Origin of the sequence: Pseudomonas sp. BN505, assembly GCF_029873175.1 — a bacterium.
In the GTDB taxonomy this organism is placed as follows: Bacteria; Pseudomonadota; Gammaproteobacteria; order Pseudomonadales; family Pseudomonadaceae; genus Aquipseudomonas; species Aquipseudomonas putida.
This window is the reverse complement of the sequence record NZ_SSOI01000020.1, coordinates 56,197-71,610: the sequence shown is the minus strand read 5'-3', so window position 1 is coordinate 71,610 and position 15,414 is coordinate 56,197. Positions and strand designations below refer to the sequence as shown.

13 protein-coding genes are annotated in these 15,414 nt (G+C 63.8%); 4 read left to right on the top strand and 9 right to left on the bottom strand.

Going from position 1 to position 15,414, the window contains the following annotated elements:
• Nucleotides 1-5: 5 nt before the first annotated feature.
• The 6 genes from E8E78_RS03255 to E8E78_RS03230 form a co-directional block, all read right to left on the bottom strand.
• A complete protein-coding gene (locus E8E78_RS03255; RefSeq protein WP_041167541.1) occupies nucleotides 6-653 on the bottom strand; it encodes a DedA family protein in 648 nt (215 codons plus the stop codon).
• 267 nt (nucleotides 654-920) lie between these two features.
• Entirely contained in the window at nucleotides 921-1,379 is a 459-nt protein-coding gene (locus E8E78_RS03250; protein WP_016497838.1) for a GNAT family N-acetyltransferase, read from the bottom strand.
• 108 nt (nucleotides 1,380-1,487) lie between these two features.
• On the bottom strand, nucleotides 1,488-2,306 hold the full coding sequence (eutC, locus tag E8E78_RS03245) for an ethanolamine ammonia-lyase subunit EutC (RefSeq protein ID WP_049277565.1): 819 nt from the start codon (nucleotides 2,304-2,306) through the stop codon (nucleotides 1,488-1,490).
• Between the two features lie 8 nt (nucleotides 2,307-2,314).
• Nucleotides 2,315-3,709 (bottom strand): ethanolamine ammonia-lyase subunit EutB, encoded by a 1,395-nt coding sequence (locus E8E78_RS03240; protein WP_016497840.1) that lies wholly within the window; start codon nucleotides 3,707-3,709, stop codon nucleotides 2,315-2,317.
• Between the two features lie 46 nt (nucleotides 3,710-3,755).
• Nucleotides 3,756-5,204, bottom strand: a complete 1,449-nt coding sequence (gene eat, locus E8E78_RS03235) for an ethanolamine permease (RefSeq protein WP_049277561.1) — start codon at nucleotides 5,202-5,204, stop codon at nucleotides 3,756-3,758.
• 226 nt (nucleotides 5,205-5,430) lie between these two features.
• Nucleotides 5,431-6,951, bottom strand: coding sequence for an aldehyde dehydrogenase family protein (locus tag E8E78_RS03230; RefSeq protein WP_016497842.1), 1,521 nt, complete (start codon nucleotides 6,949-6,951; stop codon nucleotides 5,431-5,433).
• A 255-nt stretch (nucleotides 6,952-7,206) separates the two neighbouring features.
• On the opposite strand from E8E78_RS03230, the gene E8E78_RS03225 reads away from it, so the two are divergent.
• The 4 genes from E8E78_RS03225 (at nucleotide 7,207) to E8E78_RS03210 (ending at nucleotide 11,602) form a co-directional block, all read left to right on the top strand.
• Nucleotides 7,207-9,276, top strand: coding sequence for a sigma-54-dependent Fis family transcriptional regulator (locus E8E78_RS03225; RefSeq protein WP_049277559.1), 2,070 nt, complete (start codon nucleotides 7,207-7,209; stop codon nucleotides 9,274-9,276).
• A 66-nt stretch (nucleotides 9,277-9,342) separates the two neighbouring features.
• The gene (gene mpl / locus E8E78_RS03220; RefSeq protein ID WP_049277557.1) at nucleotides 9,343-10,692 is read left to right on the top strand and encodes a UDP-N-acetylmuramate:L-alanyl-gamma-D-glutamyl-meso-diaminopimelate ligase; all 1,350 of its coding nucleotides are present in this window, start codon (nucleotides 9,343-9,345) and stop codon (nucleotides 10,690-10,692) included.
• Nucleotides 10,689-11,318 carry a flavin prenyltransferase UbiX gene (gene ubiX / locus E8E78_RS03215; protein WP_019472370.1) on the top strand — a complete coding sequence of 210 codons (630 nt, stop codon included), beginning with the start codon at nucleotides 10,689-10,691 and terminating at the stop codon, nucleotides 11,316-11,318. Before mpl ends, ubiX begins: the two co-directional genes overlap by 4 nt.
• Complete coding sequence (locus E8E78_RS03210) at nucleotides 11,315-11,602, top strand: YceK/YidQ family lipoprotein (RefSeq protein WP_049277555.1); 288 nt, start codon at nucleotides 11,315-11,317, stop codon at nucleotides 11,600-11,602. The genes ubiX and E8E78_RS03210 overlap by 4 nt, the downstream gene beginning before the upstream one ends.
• A gap of 47 nt (nucleotides 11,603-11,649) precedes the next feature.
• Here the strand turns inward: E8E78_RS03210 and E8E78_RS03205 are convergent, their stop codons facing one another.
• The 3 genes from E8E78_RS03205 to E8E78_RS03195 form a co-directional block, all read right to left on the bottom strand.
• Nucleotides 11,650-12,294, bottom strand: a complete 645-nt coding sequence (locus E8E78_RS03205; protein ID WP_049277553.1) for an oxidoreductase — start codon at nucleotides 12,292-12,294, stop codon at nucleotides 11,650-11,652.
• Nucleotides 12,295-12,321: 27 nt separating this feature from the next.
• Complete coding sequence (locus tag E8E78_RS03200) at nucleotides 12,322-14,055, bottom strand: C13 family peptidase (protein ID WP_049277552.1); 1,734 nt, start codon at nucleotides 14,053-14,055, stop codon at nucleotides 12,322-12,324.
• Nucleotides 14,056-14,298: 243 nt separating this feature from the next.
• Nucleotides 14,299-15,363 (bottom strand): 2,3-butanediol dehydrogenase, encoded by a 1,065-nt coding sequence (locus E8E78_RS03195; protein WP_232099851.1) that lies wholly within the window; start codon nucleotides 15,361-15,363, stop codon nucleotides 14,299-14,301.
• Nucleotides 15,364-15,414 lie beyond the last annotated feature (51 nt).

The window sequence follows — 15,414 nt, the reverse complement described above, 5'->3', positions numbered from 1 at the left end:
AGTGTTCAGTGAGCCTTGGCCGCACGGCCCAGGCGGCCGCGCAACAGGCCGAGGATCATCGGCACCAGCGACAGGATGATGATGCCCACCACCATCAGCGACAGGTGCTGCTTGATGAATGGCACGTTACCGAAGAAGTAGCCCAGGGTGACCAGGCCGCCGACCCACAGGATTGAACCGGCAACGCTGAAGCCCAGGAAACGTGGGTAATGCATGTGGGCGATGCCGGCGACGAACGGTGCGAAGGTGCGCAGGATGGGCAGGAAGCGCGCGAGCGTCACGGTCTTGCCGCCATGGCGTTCATAGAACTCATGGGTGCGCTGCAGGTAGTCGCGGCGGAATATTTTCGAGTTGGGGTTGTTGAACAACCGCTCGCCGGCTGTTCGGCCGATCACGTAGTTGGTGCTGTCGCCCAGGATTGCGGCAGCCATCAACAGGCCAGCCAGCAGCACCGGGTCCATACCGCCACCCGCCGCTACGGCGCCAGCGATGAACAGCAGCGAGTCGCCCGGCAGGAAGGGCATTACCACCAGCCCGGTTTCGCAAAAGATCACGGTGAAAAGGATGGCGTAGATCCAGGGACCGTAATTGGTGACCAGCAGATCGAGGTAGGCATCGAGATGCAGGATAAGGTCCAACGGGTTGAAATCCATGTACAGCACCTGTGTTCTTGGGCGTAGGCTGGGTTACCTGGGGATGGGTAAATTTTCACACATGACAGGTGGGGCATTATACGGCGAAGTGAAGATCATGCCCGGGGAGTTTGTAGCGGGGGGTTACGATAGGGACTGTTTTGTGTCAGCACCGAGCCCATATAGGAGCAGCCTTGCGCTGCGAAGAGGCCACTGATGCCACAAGCAATCTCGGCCCTTTCGCAGCGCAAGGCTGCTCCTACAAATGCGGTGAACCGTTTTGACAGGTCAATCCTGGCTGATGGGCAGGATGTAGCTCTTGAACTCGGTATCTTCACGAAACCCGATGGATTCGTAGGTCTTGTGCGCTACCTCATTGTTCGCGCTGGTCGACACCCGCATGCGCACGGCGTTGGTCTCTTTGGCCATTTTCTTCGCTTCACGCATCAGGTGGTCGGCCACCAGCATGCGCCGCGAGTCTTCGGCCACGTAGATGTCGTTGAGAATCCACACGCGCTTGAGCGACAGCGACGAGAAGCTCGGGTAAAGCTGGCAAAAGCCCATCAACTTGCCGTCATCATCATCGGGAAGTGCCAGGTAGATCACTGATTCATCCCGCTTCAGGCGCTTTTCCAGGAAGCTGCGCGAGCTGTCGGGGTAGGGGAGCTGCCCGTAGAACTCACGGTATTTGACGAACAATGGCGTGAGCAGGTCGAGGTGTTCCAGGGTTGCCTTGATGATGCGCATGTGCGGCCCTCAGAGTCCATTTAGGGAAACAGCGGAATGCCAGCGGCTTACAAGGGCATGCTGCCCAATGCGCGTCACAAGTGCAATCCGCCTTCCGTGACATGTTGTTTACTCTTTGCCGAGCAGGAAGTTGCCCTTCTGGTTACCAGTGTGCTCACTTTCCAGGCTATGGACCTCGGCTTCGTCCTTGAGATTCACTCCGGAAAGCTGCCGACGGCAGGCTTCGCGCATCAGGTACAGCAGGCGGTGCGCCGCCATGCCATAGCTCAACCCCTCCAGGCGGATGTTGGAGATGCAGTTGCGGTAGGCATCGGTCAGGCCGACTTTTGGCCCGTAGGTGAAATACAGGCCAAGGCTGTCGGGGGAACTCAGCCCCGGGCGCTCGCCGATCAGCATCACGGTCATCCGTGCGCCCAGCAGTTCACCGACCTCGTCAGCCACTGCCACGCGGCCCTGCTGCACCAGCACAACCGGGGCGCTGGTCCAGCCGTCAGCGGCGGCCTGTTCCTCGAAACGGGCCAGGAACGGCAAGGTGTGGTGGTGCACCGCCAGCGCCGACAGGCCATCGGCGACCACAATGGCCAGGTCGACGCCGCCGGGGTTGGCCTGGGCATGCTGGCGCAGGGTGGCAATCGACTCTTCGTTCAGGCGCCGGCCCAGGTCCGGGCGCTGCAGGTACTGGTGGCGGTCAGTGGCAGCGCTGTGCAGCACCAGGCTTTCGCGCCCGCGGTCACCCAGCTGGGTAGCCAGGCCGGCATGGTCGAAGGCCAGGTGCACGGCATCGCGGGCCTGGGCGTGGGCGAACTGGAAGTCCAGCTGCGCCCCGGTCGGCAGGCTGGTACCGGCACGGCCCAGGGCGATGCGCGCCGGGGTCAGGTTGCGCAGGGCCAGCCAAGGGTTGTCGGGGGTAGGCGTGCGATGGTCCATGGTCATCCCTATGCAAGCTGTGCCAAGGCCTGGCGGAAGGCCGGTGGCAGGTTGTCACCAAAGCGCACCCGGCCATCGGCCTGGGTGAAGATGCCGGTGCGGGCCAGCCATGCCTCGAATTCCGGCCCGGGTTTCAGGCCAAGGGTTTGGCGCGCGTACAGCGCGTCGTGGAACGAGGTGGTCTGGTAGTTGAGCATGATGTCGTCGGAGCCGGGGATGCCCATGATGAAGTTGATCCCGGCCACCCCCAGCAGGGTCAGCAGGGTATCCATGTCGTCCTGGTCGGCTTCGGCGTGGTTGGTGTAGCAAATGTCGCAGCCCATCGGCACGCCCAGCAGCTTGCCGCAGAAGTGGTCTTCCAGGCCGGCGCGGATGATCTGCTTGCCGTTGTACAAGTACTCCGGGCCGATGAAACCGACCACGGTGTTGACCAGAAACGGCTTGAAGTGGCGGGCCACGGCATAGGCGCGGGTCTCGCAGGTTTGCTGGTCGACGCCATGGTGGGCGTTGGCCGACAGTGCGCTGCCCTGGCCGGTTTCGAAATACATCAGGTTTTGCCCGAGGGTGCCGCGTTTCAGCGACAGGCCCGCTTCGTAACCCTCCTGCAACACGTTCAGGTTGATGCCAAACCCGGCGTTGGCCGCCTCGGTGCCGGCAATGGACTGGAACACCAGGTCCAGCGGCACGCCGCGGTTGATCGCCTCGATCGAAGTGGTGACATGGGTCAGCACACAGGCCTGGGTGGGGATGTCGTAGCGCTGGATGATGGCGTCGAGCATTTCCAGCAGGGCACAGATCGAGGCGATGCTGTCCGTGGCCGGGTTGATGCCGATCATCGCGTCGCCGTTGCCGTACAGCAGGCCGTCAAGAATGCTGGCGGCGATACCGGCCGGCTCGTCGGTCGGGTGGTTGGGCTGCAAGCGCGTAGACAAGCGCCCGCGCAAGCCCATGGTGCCGCGGAACCGGGTGACCACGCGAATCTTCTGCGCCACCAGCACCAGGTCCTGCACGCGCATGATCTTCGACACGGCCGCAGCCATTTCCGGCGTCAGCCCTGGCGCCAGAGCGCGCAGGCTGTCTTCATTGGCCTCTTCGCTCAGCAGCCAGTCGCGCAGGCCGCCCACGGTCAGGTGGCTGACCGGGGCGAAGGCCTGGGCATCGTGGGTGTCGATGATCAGCCGGGTGACTTCATCGGCTTCGTAAGGGATCAGGGCTTCATTGAGGAAATGGGTCAGCGGGATATTGGCCAGCGCCATCTGCGCAGCGACACGCTCGCCGTCATTGCTGGCCGCGACGCCTGCCAGGAAGTCCCCCGAGCGGGCCGGGCTGGCCTTGGCCATCACGTCCTTGAGGCTGTCGAAGCGGTAGACCAGGTGGCCTACCGTGTGTACGAAACTTGCCATACAGAATCTCCAGAGCCGCGGGTTGCCCCGCGGCGGGTGGCGGCAATCAGTGCAAGGCCTCTTCGGCCTGCTGGATGGCGGCGAATTCCTCTTCCGGCGTGCCCGCGACCAGGTGGTGGCGGCTGTAGAAAGCAAAGTAGGCAATTAGTACCGCATAGATCACTGCGGCGCCAATTACCACCCGTGGGTCGACCAGGAAGCCGGCAACCACGGCGATGCACGCCAGCACCAGTGCCACGCCCGAAGTGAAGATGCCACCGGGGGTGCGGTACGGGCGCTCCATCTTCGGCCGGCGGATGCGCAGGGTGATGTGCGCGGCCATCATCAGCACATAGGACAGCGTAGCGCCGAACACCGCCACCAGGATCAGCAAGTCGCCCTGGCCGGTCAGCGACAGGGCAAAGCCAATGATGCCGGGGATGATCAAGGCCAGTACCGGGGCCTTGCTTTTGTTGGTCTCCGACAGTTTGCGCGGCAGGTAGCCGGCACGGGAGAGGGCAAAGATCTGGCGGGAATAAGCGTAGATGATCGAGAAGAAGCTGGCGATCAGCCCGGCCAGGCCGACCAGGTTGACGAAGCCGCCCATCCAGGTGCTGCCGCCGTAGGCCTTGGACAGCGCTTCGACCAGCGGGTTGCCGGATGCCTTCAGCGCTTCGGAGCCTGCACCACCGGGGCCGACCACCAGGATCAGCAGGGCGAAGGCCAGCAGTACCAGCATGGCGCCGATCAGGCCGCGTGGCAGGTCACGCTTGGGGTTCTTGGTTTCTTCGGCGGCCAGCGGCACGCCTTCGACGGCAAGGAAGAACCAGATGGCGTAAGGGATGGCCGCCCACACGCCGACATAGCCGAACGGCAGGAAGCTGCTGGCGCCTACTGCGTCCGTTTTGGCGATGTCGAACAGGTTGGCTGCATCAAAATGGGGCACCATGCTCACCAGGAACACCGCCAGGGCGATGGCGGCGACGGCGGTGATGATGAACATCAGTTTCAACGCTTCACCCACACCGAAGATGTGGATGCCGATGAACACGATATAGAACGCCAGGTAGATCACCCAGCCGCCGATGCCGAACAGTGACTCGCAATAGGCGCCGATGAACACGGCGATGGCCGCGGGCGCAATGGCGTATTCGATGAGGATTGCCGTGCCGGTCAGGAAGCCGCCCCATGGGCCAAACGCACTGCGGGCAAAGCCGTAGCCGCCGCCTGCGGTGGGGATCATCGACGACAGCTCGGCCAGCGAGAAGCACATGCACAGGTACATGGTGGCCATCAGCAAGGTGGCGAGGAACATGCCGCCCCAGCCGCCCTGGGCCAGGCCGAAGTTCCAGCCGGCATAGTCGCCGGAGATGACATAGGCCACGCCCAGGCCGACCAGCAGTACCCAGCCGGCGGCGCCTTTTTTCAGTTCACGTTGCTGGAAATAGTCCGACCCGACTTTTTCGAAGTCGACGGAAGAGCCTGCCGGCGAGCCGGCGGAATGATCGCTTGGCATAGATTCACCTGTTGTTTTTCTTGGTGGCCGGAAGGGTTCGGGCCGATGGTGATGTGTACTGCAGGAAGCGAGCCAGAGCGGTTGGTGCACGGTTGCCGCTCTGGGTTTTGTGTAGATCAGGTCCGGCCTCTTCGCGGGCTTGCCCGCTCCCACAGGTATTGCATCGGTTCTGGAAGCAACGATGAACCTGTGGGAGCGGGCGAGCCCGCGAAGGCCGCGACGCTGTTTAGAAGAAGCCCAACGGGTTGATGTCGTAGCTCACCAGCAGGTTCTTGGTCTGCTGATAGTGATCCAGCATCATCTTGTGGGTCTCGCGGCCGACGCCGGACTTCTTGTACCCGCCAAACGCGGCATGCGCCGGGTACAGGTGGTAGCAGTTGGTCCACACACGCCCGGCCTTGATCCCGCGGCCCATGCGGTAGGCACGGTTGATGTCACGGGTCCACACGCCGGCACCCAGGCCGAACTCGGTGTCGTTGGCAATCGCCAGTGCTTCGGCTTCGTCCTTGAAGGTGGTGACGCTGACCACCGGGCCAAAGATTTCCTCCTGGAACACGCGCATCTTGTTGTTGCCCTTGAGCAGGGTCGGCTGGATGTAGTAACCGGTGGCCAGCGAGCCTTCCAGCTTCTCGACCTTGCCACCGGTCAGCAGCTCGGCGCCTTCTTCCTGGGCGATCTGCAGGTAGGAGAGAATCTTCTCGAACTGCTGCTGCGAAGCCTGGGCGCCGACCATGGTGTCGGTGTCCAGCGGGTCGCCGCGCTTGATCTGCAGCACCTTCTTCATCACCACTTCCATGAACTGCGGGTAGATCGACTCCTGTACCAGGGCACGCGACGGGCAGGTACACACCTCGCCCTGGTTGAAGAACGCCAGCACCATGCCCTCGGCAGCCTTCTCGATGAAGCTTGGCTCGGCCTGCATGATGTCTTCGAAGTACACGTTCGGCGACTTGCCGCCCAGCTCGACGGTGGACGGGATGATGTTTTCGGCCGCGCATTTCATGATGTGCGAGCCCACCGGGGTAGACCCGGTGAAGGCGATCTTGGCGATACGCTTGCTGGTGGCCAGGGCTTCACCGGCTTCGCGGCCGTAGCCTTGCACCACGTTGAGTACGCCAGGTGGCAGCAGGTCGCCGATCACTTCCAGCAGCACGGTGATGCCCAGTGGCGTCTGCTCGGCAGGCTTGAGCACCACGCAGTTACCGGCGGCCAGCGCAGGCGCCAGCTTCCAGGCCGCCATCAGGATCGGGAAGTTCCACGGAATGATCTGCCCGACGACACCCAGCGGCTCGTGGATGTGATAAGCCACGGTGCCTTCGTTGATCTCGGCAGCGCCGCCTTCCTGGGCGCGGATGCAGCCGGCGAAGTAGCGGAAGTGATCGACGGCCAGCGGAATGTCGGCGTTGAGGGTTTCGCGGACAGGTTTGCCGTTGTCCCAGGTTTCGGTAATGGCCAGCAGTTCAAGGTTCTGCTCGATGCGGTCGGCAATCTTCAACAGCACGTTGGAGCGGTCCTGCACTGAAGTGCGGCCCCAGGCGTCGGCAGCGGCATGGGCAGCGTCGAGCGCTTTATCGATGTCTTCGGCAGTGGAGCGGGGGAATTCGGCAATCAGTTTGCCATTCACCGGGGACGTATTCTCGAAGTACTGCCCCTTGACCGGAGCTACGAACTCGCCACCGATGTAGTTGCCGTAGCGGTTCTTGAAGGAAACCTTCGCGCCGTCGGTACCGGGATGTGCGTAACGCATGGTGTGTCTCCTGGCTGTTATGTTTGTTGAGGAGTTGAGAAGCGTAGAGCAAAGGTTGGGCCAGCGTTGGGCACCCCAGGCAAATCAATGATTTAGGTCAGTTGCCCGGCCCCGGTGAGCGGCCGTTGTGCCAGCGCCGGTACACGCGGGGGTGACACTTTGTGCCATTTGCGACACGTCACGGCAGGCTGCATTGCAAAGCCTTCCCGGGTGGAGGATGCTGATGTGACTCTCTATCTGCAGAGAACTACAACAATGCAGAGCAATCATTTCAGTCGCCATGCCCAGCAAGTCCATACCGTTGCCCATGGTGGCGCCGGGGAGGGCGGCAGTGACCCGTCCATCGCCCGCTCCTGGCTGCGTTGCCTGGAGGACTACCACCTCGACCCAGCTGTGATCGCGGCCCCGGTGGTGCTTGAGCACGGGCGCCTGCTGGAAAGCCGCGAGCGCCTGCGCCAGGTGCTGCAAATTGCCGACCCTGAAATGAATACCCTGCACCAGCAGCTTTCCGGGGCCGGCCACGCGGTACTGCTGACCGACGCCCGCGGGGTAATCCTCAACTGCGTCAGCGCGCCCACCGAGCGGCGCAGCTTCGAGCGTGCCGGGCTGTGGCTGGGCGCCGACTGGAGCGAAGCGCGCGAGGGCACCAACGGCATCGGCACCTGCCTGGTCGAGCGCCAGGCCCTGACCATCCACCAGAACGAGCACTTTCGTGGCCGCCATACCGGCCTCACCTGTTCGGCGAGCCCGGTGTTCGACCCGCATGGCGAACTGCTGGCGGTGCTTGACGTATCGTCGGCCCGGCCCGATGTTTCGCGCCAGAGCCAGTTCCACACCATGGCGTTGGTCAACCTTTCGGCGAAGATGATCGAAAGCTGCTATTTCCTGCGCCATTTCGAGCAGCAGTGGCTGCTGCGTTTCCACCTGCAGGCCGAGTCGGTCGGCCTGTTCAGTGAAGGGCTGCTGGCCTTCGACGGGGACGGGCGCATCTGCGCGGCCAACCAGAGTGCGCTGAACCTGCTGGGTACCGTGCGCGGTGGCGTGCTGGGCAAACCCATGCAGCGCTTCTTCGCCTGCAGCCACGACGAATTGTTCAACCGCGCCATGCCCGCTGGCAGCACGGTATGGCCGCTACACACCCTGGACGGCCGCCAGGTGTTCGCCAGCCTGCGTGGCCAGGCCCGTACGCCGGTATGGTCAGTGCCCACCGCCTACCGGCAGCCCGTTCGCGAGGTGGAACCGGCCATCTGCCTGCTCGACCCGGCGTTGCAAAACGATTTTCGCCGCTGCGTGCGGGTGTTCGAGCGTGACGTGCCGTTGTTGCTGCGCGGCGAAACCGGTTGTGGCAAGGAGGCGTTCGCCCAGGCCGTGCACCAGGCCAGCGAGCGGCGCGGCAAGCCGTTTGTCGCCATCAACTGCGCCTCGATCCCGGAGAGCCTGATTGAAAGCGAGCTGTTCGGTTACCGCGGTGGCAGCTTTACCGGCGCACGCAAGGAAGGCATGCGCGGCAAGCTGTTGCAGGCTGACGGCGGGACCTTGCTACTGGACGAGATCGGCGACATGCCGCTGGCCCTGCAAACCCGCCTGCTGCGGGTGCTGGAAGAGCGCCAGGTGGTGCCGATCGGGGGTGAACCGCAAGCGGTTGACGTGCGCATTGTCAGCGCTACCCACCGGCACCTGCTGGAACGGGTGGAGCAGGGCAGTTTCCGCGAGGACCTGTATTACCGCCTGAATGGCCTGGAGGTGGCGTTGCCGGCGGTGCGCGATCGCAGTGACAAGGCGCAGTTGCTGGACTTCCTCCTGCGTCAGGAGGCACAGGGGCATCCGGTCGAGCTGGAACCCAGTGCGCGCCAGGCGCTGCTGGACTTCACCTGGCCGGGGAACGTGCGGCAGATGCGCAATGTGCTGCGTACATTGGTAGCGCTTTGCGAAGATGCCCGAATCATGTTCTCGGATCTCCCCGCCATCGTCCGCGAGGGCTTTGCCCTCGATCGCCGGCAAGCCAGCTCCCACCCCGATCACACTGGCTTCGAGCCATTTGTAAATCCAAGGGGATCCGGCTTGCCGGTGGCAGGGCCAGAACAGGCGCTAGAAGGCAGTTGCACCTACAGGGTAAATAGGGCTTTCGAAGCTGACGCTGCACCTGTGGGAGCTGGCTTGCCGGCGATAGGGGCGGCAGCGTTGAAAGAGGCCGAGCGCCATGCGCTGCTGGCGACCCTGGAGGCAAAACACTGGCACCTGACCCGCGTCGCCGAGCACCTGGGCATCAGCCGCAATACCTTGTATCGAAAACTGCGCAAACACGGCATCACCAGGGCCGACTGAGCGAAACAGCGGGTGCGATTTGTCGCGCCCTGGGCTACCCTGCCTCGATGTTTTGCGAGGTCGACCATGCATATTCACATTCTCGGTATTTGCGGCACTTTCATGGGTTCGCTGGCGGTGCTGGCCAAGGAACTTGGCCATCGCGTCACCGGCTCGGACGCCAACGTCTATCCCCCGATGAGCACCCAGCTCGAAGCCCAGGGCATCGAGTTGACCCAAGGCTATGACCCAGCCCAGCTGGACCCGGCGCCAGACCTGGTGGTCATCGGCAATGCCATGTCGCGTGGCAACCCGGCGGTGGAGTACGTGCTGAACAAGGGCCTGCCTTATGTGTCCGGCCCGCAATGGCTGGCTGACCACGTGCTGCAAGGCCGTTGGGTACTGGCCGTTGCAGGCACTCATGGCAAGACCACCACCAGCAGCATGCTGGCCTGGGTGCTGGAACATGCCGGCATGAGCCCGGGCTTCCTGATTGGTGGTGTGCCGCAGAACTTCTCGGTGTCGGCGCGCCTGGGCGACACGCCGTTCTTCGTGGTCGAAGCCGATGAATACGACAGCGCCTTCTTCGACAAGCGCTCGAAGTTTGTCCACTACCACCCACGTACCGCGATCCTCAACAACCTTGAGTTCGATCATGCGGACATCTTCCCGGACCTGGCCTCGATCGAGCGGCAGTTCCACCACCTGGTGCGCACCATCCCGGGCGAAGGCCTGGTCATTCACCCCACCACCGAGCACGCGCTGGAGCGGGTCATCGGCATGGGCTGCTGGACCCCGGTGCAGACGACCGGCGAAGGTGGCCAGTGGCAGGCGCGCCTGCTCAGCCCCGACGGCTCGCGTTTCGAAGTGCTGTTCGAGGGCGAGGCGCAGGGCGTTGTGGACTGGGCAATGACTGGCCAGCACAACGTCGCCAACGCCTTGGCTACCTTGGCAGCGGCCCGCCATGTTGGCGTGGTGCCGGCCATGGGTATCGAAGGCCTGAGCGCCTTCAAGAGCGTCAAGCGGCGCATGGAAAAGGTTGCCGAAGTACAGGGCGTGACCATCTACGATGACTTCGCCCACCACCCGACCGCCATCGCCACCACCCTCGACGGCCTGCGCAAGCGCGTTGGCGTGGCGCCGGTGATTGCCGTGATCGAACCTCGCTCCAACTCGATGAAGCTCGGCGCCCACCGTGACGGTTTGCCGGAAAGCGTCAACGACGCCGATCAGGTGATCTGGTACGCCCCGGCCAACCTGGGCTGGGACTTGGCCGCCACTGCGGCGAAGTGCAAGGTACCGAGCGTGGTGGCCGACAGCCTCGACGCGATCATCGAGCGGGTCAAAGGTCAGGCACGCCCGGGCACCCACGTGGTGATCATGAGCAACGGCGGCTTCGGTGGCCTGCACGGCAAGCTGGCCGAGGCCCTGAAGTGAGCGGGCCGGAACGCATCACCCTGGCCATGACGGGCGCCTCGGGCGCCCAGTATGGCCTGCGCCTGCTCGATTGCCTGGTGCGCGAGGACCGTGAGGTGCATTTCCTGATCTCCAAGGCCGCGCAACTGGTGATGGCCACCGAGACCGACGTGGTGCTGCCGGCCAAGCCCCAGGCGATGCAGGCATTCCTTACCGAATACACCGGCGCCGCCGATGGGCAGATCCGGGTGTACGGCAAGGAAGACTGGATGTCGCCGGTAGCCTCCGGCTCCGGCGCCCCGGCGGCGATGGTTGTGGTGCCCTGTTCCACCGGCACCCTGTCGGCGATTGCCACGGGGGCCTGCAACAACCTGATCGAACGCGCTGCCGACGTTACCCTCAAGGAGCGGCGCCAACTGATCCTGGTGCCGCGCGAAGCGCCGTTTTCCACCATCCACCTGGAGAACATGCTCAAGCTGTCGCAAATGGGTGCGGTGATCCTGCCGGCGGCGCCCGGCTTCTATCACCAGCCGCAGACCATCGACGACCTGGTCGACTTTGTCGTGGCGCGCATTCTCAACCTGCTGGCCATTCCCCAGGACATGTTGCCGCGCTGGGGCGAGCACCACTTCGGGGTGGATGATTGAAGCGAGCGCTGTTGGGTGTGGCGGCGCTGGTGATGCTGGGTGGCTGCGCCACGGTGCGCACGCTGGATGCTGCAAAACCTGGGGCGCCGGTGGTGTATGCCGGTACCCGGCTGGATTTGTACGTGATCAATGGCGGGTGCTGCCCGCGCGATCATTACGGGGCTGATGCACCGGCGTATCCACGCTTGGACCTGCCTGGCAGCATGCTACTGGATACCCTGTTGTTGCCGTTGTCATTGCTGACTGCGGCCGGTGTCGGCTTCCAGGCCACCGGCGGCCTGTGATGGCCATTTCGCGGGCTAGCCCGCGAAGAGGCCCTTTCAGGAAAAGCTTATATCTTGCCCAACTTGCGAAGCTCATCCGACTCCACAATCCGCACCCCGTCATCTTCCTCCAGCGCCAACCGCCACAAGGCCCGGGCCAAGGTACACGCCTCAATCCCCCGGTACTTGCCAGGTATCAACCTGGAAAACGGCGAAACCAGTTGTTCTGCCAGCCGTGGCTCGATCCGCTCGCCCAGCAGCAACGACGGCCGCACGATGGTCAGTTGCGGCCAGTCCTGGGCCTTGAGCGCCTCTTCCATCTCGCCTTTGACCCGGTTGTAGAAAATCGACGATTTCGGGTCCGCGCCCAGCGCACTGACTACCAGCAGATGCCGCGCGCCCATCTCCCGGGCACGCTTGCTGAACGCCACTACCATGTCCAGGTCCACTGCGCGGAAGGCCGATTCGGAGCCGGCCTGCTTCAGTGTGGTGCCCAAGCAGCAGTAAGCGATATCGACCCGCCCGGCCAGCTGTGGAAGGAATACCGCCGGGTCGCCCACCGGGTTTTCCAAGTGCGGATGCTCGGCCAGCGGCCGGCGGGTAGGCGCCAGTACGCGGGTGATGGTGGGTTCGTTGAGCAGGCGGTCCAGCAGGTGTTCACCGGTCAGGCCGGTAGCACCGGCAAGCAGGACATGCTGAGGCGTCAAATACATGATGTCTCTCCCTTGTTACACACAAGTCTAGTGGCTGCCAGGTGTTTTTGCCTGTGCCCCCACGTTGGCCTGTGCGGCGTTACGCAATGCTTCTTCGGCCTGTTGCCGGCGCAGGTGCTGCCAGTGTTCCAGTACTGCTGGCGGTGCCCACAGCTGCGGCTCCGAGGCTTCGAAGCCTTCCCTTTGTTCTCTTTCGGCAACGCTGGAGCGTGCCAGTTCAAACGCCTGTTTCAGGTCGTCGGTCTGGTTCAGTGCTTCTGCGAACAACGCATCGCCAAAGTAGGTGAAGTCGGCTTCTTCCGAGCACCCGAAGGATACGCGGTCGGCCCGGGCGGCGGTCATGATCACCGTGCGATCGTCCTTGAGCGGGGCGATGTAGCCCCCTGAATAGCAAGCCGAGATGACGATTACCTTGTCGCGGTCCTTCAATGGCGCCAGGGCAGTGGCCAGTTCGTCGGCAGAAAGGTCGGCCAGTTGCAGGCGCGGCTGGTCAAGCACCAACTGATGGTCCTGGCTGCCATGGCTGGTGAGGTAGATGAACACCAGGTCTTCGGGGCCGCTGCGTTCGGCCAGGGTACTGGCGGCGCGGGTGAGGTTCTCGCGGGTGGCCATGGGGCGGGTGGCCATGTGGTCACGGTGGTTGACCAGGGTTACCTGGCCGCGGGCGCCAAAGCGCACCTTGAGCATGTTGCTGACGTAGTCGGCTTCGCGCAGGAAAACGCTTTGCTGGCCATCGCCGGCCACCACCAGGCTGTACAGCTGGATGGGCGGCGTTGAGCGCGGTACCCGGGCCAGCGACTCTTCAAGCAGCCGGCCCTGGTTGAGCAGGGCCAGGTCCAGTGGGTCGGGCAGCAGCTTGCCTTTCTGGTCGCGTACGCGCACACCGTTGGCCCAGGTGCCACCTTCGACCCGGCCGCTTGGCAAGGTCAGCTGGCCATGGCCATGGTAGGCATCGTTCAGGAAACCGCCGACGTAGATGCTGCCGTCGGCCAGTTGCAGGCTGCCCCGGCCCGACAGGCGCCAGTCGACGAATTCGCCCTTGTAGTGGCTGCCGTCACTGCCCAGCAGTTCGCCTTCACCCATCAGCGCGCCGTCCTTGAATTCGCCGATCCATACATCGCCATCGGCGTTTTCGTAGCGGCCTCGGCCTTCCAGGCGATTGTCCTTGAACTCACCGATGTACTGCTCGCCGTCGACGCTGTCGTACGTGCCGCTGCCTTGCAGCTGGCCGTTGACGAAGCGCCCACTAAACTGGTTGCCGCTGGCATCGCTGCGCACCCCGGCGCCGTTGGGCTTGCCCTTGGCGAACAGGCCCTGGTAGCGGCTGCCGTCGGCCAGTTCCAGCTCGCCTGCGCCATCGTACAGGTCGTCCTTGAACTGGCCGCGGTAGGTCTGGTCGGCTTGCTTGAGCGTGCCTTCGCCGTCGCGGCGGCCGTGCTTGAAGGTGCCGCCATAGTGGCTGCCCGGCGTGGTCAGGTCGCCCAGCCCCTGGAACAGCCCCTCGGCGAACTGGCCACGGTACACCTCGCCGTTCTGGCCATGCCATTCGCCCTGGCCATGCCACTGGCCGTCCTTGAAGCCGCCGGCGTACCAGCTGCCGTTGGGGTAATCGATACGGCCCTCGCCCTGCAGCAGGCCATCAACCACCTGCCCCCGGTAACGCCCCCCGTCGGGCAGGCGTGCGTCCGGCGCAAGCAGCGATTCGCCATCGCCACAGGCGGCGAGCAGCAGGACCAGGGTAATGGGGAGCAGTGGACGCATGGCGAGGACCGGGCAATAGGTCTGCCGAGTATGACGCAGAATGGGATCCTGAGACAGCTAGGGCAAGGCTTGTGCGGCGCCTGAAGCTCACGCGGCCCCTGTGGGAGCGGGCGTGCCCGCGAACACCGGCGAAGCCGGTGCCATCCACCGCGGCGCATTTTTCGCGGGCAAGCCCGCTCCCACAGGATTCTGCACTGCCCCGGGGTCTTGGGCAGTACCTGTGGGAGCAAGATGTTGCTGCAGTCAGCGCACGCCCGGTGAAACGATGATCTTCACGTTCTCCTCTTTGTTGTTCACCAGTTCCTCGAAGCCCAGCTCGACAATCTGCTCCAGCCCGATCCGCCCGGTCACCAGCGGGCGGATGTCCAGCCTGCCATCTGCGATGAAGGCAATCACATCGGCAAACTCGCCGTTGTACGCCAACGCTCCCAGCACCTGCTTCTCGGTGGACACCAGCTCGAAGAAGTTGAACTCGCTGGCTTCTTCGAAAATGCCCACCAGCACACATTTACCTGCCTTGCGGATGGTGTCGATGGCCAGCTTGGCCGTGTGCTTGTTGCCGATGCACTCAAAGCTCACATCCGCCCCCAGCCCGGCGGTCAGCGCGCGGATTTCCGCCAGGGCGTCGCACTGGCTGGGGTCCAGCACCACGCTTGCACCCACTTCCTTCGCCTTGGCTTTACGCGCCGAAGACATCTCCAGGGCGATTACCTTCGCCGCCCCTGCGGCTTTGGCGCACATGATGGTGCACAGGCCGATGGTGCCGGCGCCAACCACCACAACAGTTTGCCCGAGCAGGCTGCCGGCCTTTTTCACCGCGTGCATGCCCACCGCCAGCGGTTCGATCAGTGCCCCTGCCTCTGCAGGGAAGCCTTGCGGCAGCCGGTACAACAGATTGGCAGGCACGTTGACCAGTTCGGCGAAGGCGCCGTTGTTCATCAGGCCGGTGAAGGCCAGGCGTTCGCAGATGTTGTACAGGCCGTGGGTGCAGTAATAGCAAGTGCCGCAATGCTGGCAGGCGTCAGCCGCCACGGGGTCGCCCACCGCGAACCCTTCCACACCTTCACCGAGCTTGGCGATCTGCCCGCAGAATTCGTGGCCGAGGATGCACTGGCCCTGGATGCCGGTCAGCGGGTGAGGGGCCTCCACCGGGATGAATACCGGGCCGGCGACGTATTCGTGCAGGTCGGAGCCGCAGATGCCGCACCAGTCCACCTTGATCTGTACCCAGCCGGGCGCAGGGTCGGCTGGCAAAGGCACCTGTTCGACGCGAATGTCGTTGCGGCCATGCCAGACGGCGGCGCGCATATGGTTGTGGCTCAGGTCATTCATTGTTGTTCTCCAGGCTCACGGATAGGG